This window comes from Pseudomonadota bacterium, assembly GCA_010028905.1.
Taxonomy (GTDB): Bacteria; Vulcanimicrobiota; Xenobia; order RGZZ01; family RGZZ01; genus RGZZ01.
In genome coordinates, this window is record RGZZ01000543.1 from 1 (window position 1) to 3,091 (window position 3,091).

At 69.6% G+C, this 3,091-nt stretch carries 2 protein-coding genes; one reads left to right on the plus strand and one right to left on the minus strand.

Annotated features, from left to right (window positions below; translation table 11 throughout):
- Window positions 1-806 (plus strand): hypothetical protein (locus EB084_22550; protein NDD31045.1); only part of this gene is annotated, 806 nt, incomplete at its 5' end.
- Window positions 807-869: 63 nt separating this feature from the next.
- Here the strand turns inward: EB084_22550 and EB084_22555 are convergent.
- On the minus strand, window positions 870-3,091 hold a 2,222-nt coding region (locus EB084_22555), incomplete at its 5' end, for a DUF2723 domain-containing protein (GenBank protein NDD31046.1).

Genomic DNA, 3,091 nt, shown 5'->3' on the forward strand with positions numbered 1-3,091 from the left:
CCGGATTCCCCCGCAGGGTCTTCTACACGGTGGAGCCGGCGGTCTACTTCTTCGCCACCGCTCTGCCGCGGCCGAGCCGTCCCGCAGGGGGCAGCGCGCCACAGGCGCAGCCCTCGACCGATGCGACCCGCGGACCCGTGCCGTCAGCAACACCTCTGCCCCACTTCGAGATTCGGGTGCGCGACCCGCGCGGGCGTGAGGTGGCGAGGCTCGGCGGAGACATCCCCTCTGCGCTCGACACCGCGCGCGCAGATCTGCCGCGCGACTGCGAAGGCGCGCCCTGCAACGGGATCCGCATCGCGGAGACCTCGCTGGCGAGCTGTCCGGGGCGATACCTCGCGATGGCGTTCATCGACGACGCGCCGGTGGGAGAGCTGTGGTTCACGGTGAAACCCTTGGCAAGCGCAGGGCAGATCGTGCTCACCTCGGCCGCCGCAGAGAACGCGGAAGGTCAGCGACGCCTGACCTTCACGCCGGCCGACCAGGGGGTGTATGCCCATGTCACCTTTGTGAACGCCACCCTCGACGTCGCGCACGAACATCTGGTGCAGGTCTCCTTCGAAGGCCCGCAGGGCCGCGTGGGACGAACCCTCGGCGGCGTGCTGCGCGTGGGCCGCGGGATGCGCCTCGATGGCCGTGACTTCCCTGCGCTCTGTGATGCCGAGCACCACGACGGCCTGAGAATCGCTTCGACCACGGTGGCGGCGCTCAAGGGCGCCTGGAAGATGACGGTGAGCGTCGACGGCCGACCGGTGCGCGAGGTTCCGTTCCGGATCAGCGCAACCCGCCCGGCAGATCCGCCCTGAGCGACGCGCCGTCTCAAAGCAGTCGCGCGCCTGCCACACCGGGGGAGGCCCGCCAACGCAAGCTCAGCGCGCGTCTCTGCGCTTGCGGGCCTCGAGGGCTTTCACGTTGGCAGCCAGCGCCTTCGACTCCTCACTCGACGGGTCGAGGCGGATGGCGTTGCTCCAGGCCTCGAGCGCCGCGTCGAAACGGCCGTTGCGGGCCTCGAGCATGCCCAGGCCACGCCAGGCCGCCGCATTGCTCGAATCGACCTGCAGCGCGTCTCGAAACGCCTTCTCCGCCTCGTCGAGGCGATTGGTCTGCACCAGCGCGAGCGCCAGCTGCAGGTGCAGCGCAGACGATCGGGGGGCCGCCTGCGCCGCTTCACGCATCTGCTGCAGGCGGGGACGCGAGGCCTTCTCCTTGAGAAGGGCATCCTCGATGGGAGGGCCCGCCTCGGCGAAGGCGACGCCGTTCTGCGTGGCGCGCGCGTACGCCTCCTGCGCGTCGTCCCAGCGCCCGAGCTCGATGAGAGCGTGCACCTTGTTGATGTGTGCCTCCCTGTAATCGGGCCTCAGTCCGATGGCGCGGTCGTAGTAGGTGATTGCTTCCACGCGCAGGTTCGCTCCGACCAGCAGCGCACCCAGGCTGTTCTGCAGCACCGGATCACCCGGCAGGCGTGAAGCCGCCGTCTCGATCAGGGCCAGCGCGCTCCTGGCATCGCCGCGATAGGCAAGGTCGCCACGGGCCTTCCCCAGATCATATGCAACCAGCATCGACGCGGTCGACCAGTCGGCGCGCCACGCGCCATCGGAGCGCGCTGGGTAGCCCTTCCAGGCCTCCGCGTCGAGCGTGGGGGCTTCAGCCGCCGTCTTTGCGTCGTTGAAGGTGCGATAGAGCAGCCCCACCGGATGCACGGCCGTTCCGGGCACGGCCGCAAGGACGCGGGTGGAGCAGATGGGCAGCCTGCTCTTGAGCAGCAGACGGGCGATGTCGCCCTCGTCGGGACGTCCGCTCACCGACGGCTCGAGACCCGCTGCCTTGAGCCCTCGATCGATGTCGCGCTGCTCGTCGAGGGCGATGACGTCGGGCCGCTTGCCCTCGACGATCTGGAGATAGGCGACCGGAAAAGCCTCATAGTCGGCGCTGGTGAAGAGAATCCCCCCCTGCGGCACGGTGGCGAGCAGATCGGTGGCATACCGGCGCGCCACATCGTTGCCGCGCATCGAGGTGGAGCCGTGGTTGCCGACAAGCCCCACAACGGCCATGGCGACCACCGCCCCGGTGACGACCATCGAGCCGAAGCGCTCCGCCAGCGCATCGACGCCCGCGGCGAAGGCCACCAGCATCGCAAGCCAGGCGGGGATGAAGAAGACCTCGGCGATGTGCACGCCTTCCTGATCGAGCTGGAAGTTCAGCAGCCACGCAAACACGAACGACAGCGTCACGATGACCAGCGCAAGCCAGGCCGCGAAGGGCCTGTCGCGTCTCGCCAGGACCAGGAGGCCCCAGAGCGCCCCGACGAGGACCGCAACAGACACGGGGACGGGCCACTGCGAGAGGAAATCGCCCCCCATCACCCGCCACTGCCCGATGGTGCCCGCAAAGGTGTGGGTCGAGCCCAGCAGAGACGGGTACTGCTGACGGGTGACATGCGCCCAGAAACGCTCGAACGTGTCGGGGCGCCCCCAGTTCATCGCGGGGTTCGCCGCGGCCCGCAGCGGGAGGTAGAGCTGAACCGACAGCCCCGCGAGAAGCGCGCCGAAGATGAGCGCCAGCCTTCGCGGCGAGAGGAGACGTTCCCGACCGACCCAGACCACCCAGAGCAGAATCAGGGGCGTGAGGATCAGCACGGTCTGATGCGCGCCCAGGGAGAGGGTGGTGAGCAGCGCGGCGGCGGCCATCCAGCGATCGCCTTCGGGCGCGTCCACGGTCTGGCGCCAGCGCACGAGGCAGTAGAGCAGCGCGACCAGCAGCAGCAGCGAGAGCCCATAGACCTCCGCGATGACCGCCTGTGACCACAACGTCGATGACGCCGCGAGCAGCAGCGACGACGACGCCGCCACCCAGGCGCGAACCCCGAGGCGCGCCAGCAGCGCGGTGCTCAGGGCGCAGGCGCCCGCCGCGGCCACCGCTGACCCCAGATTGGCGCGCCAGGCGATATCGCCGACGGGGATCAGCATGAACAGGCGGGTGACGAGACACCAGAGCGGGTACCCGGGGGGGTGGGGGATTCCGAGCGTATAGGCCGCCGCGATGAGCTCGCCACTGTCCTCGCCTGTGACCGTGGGCGCAAGGGTGGCCAGGT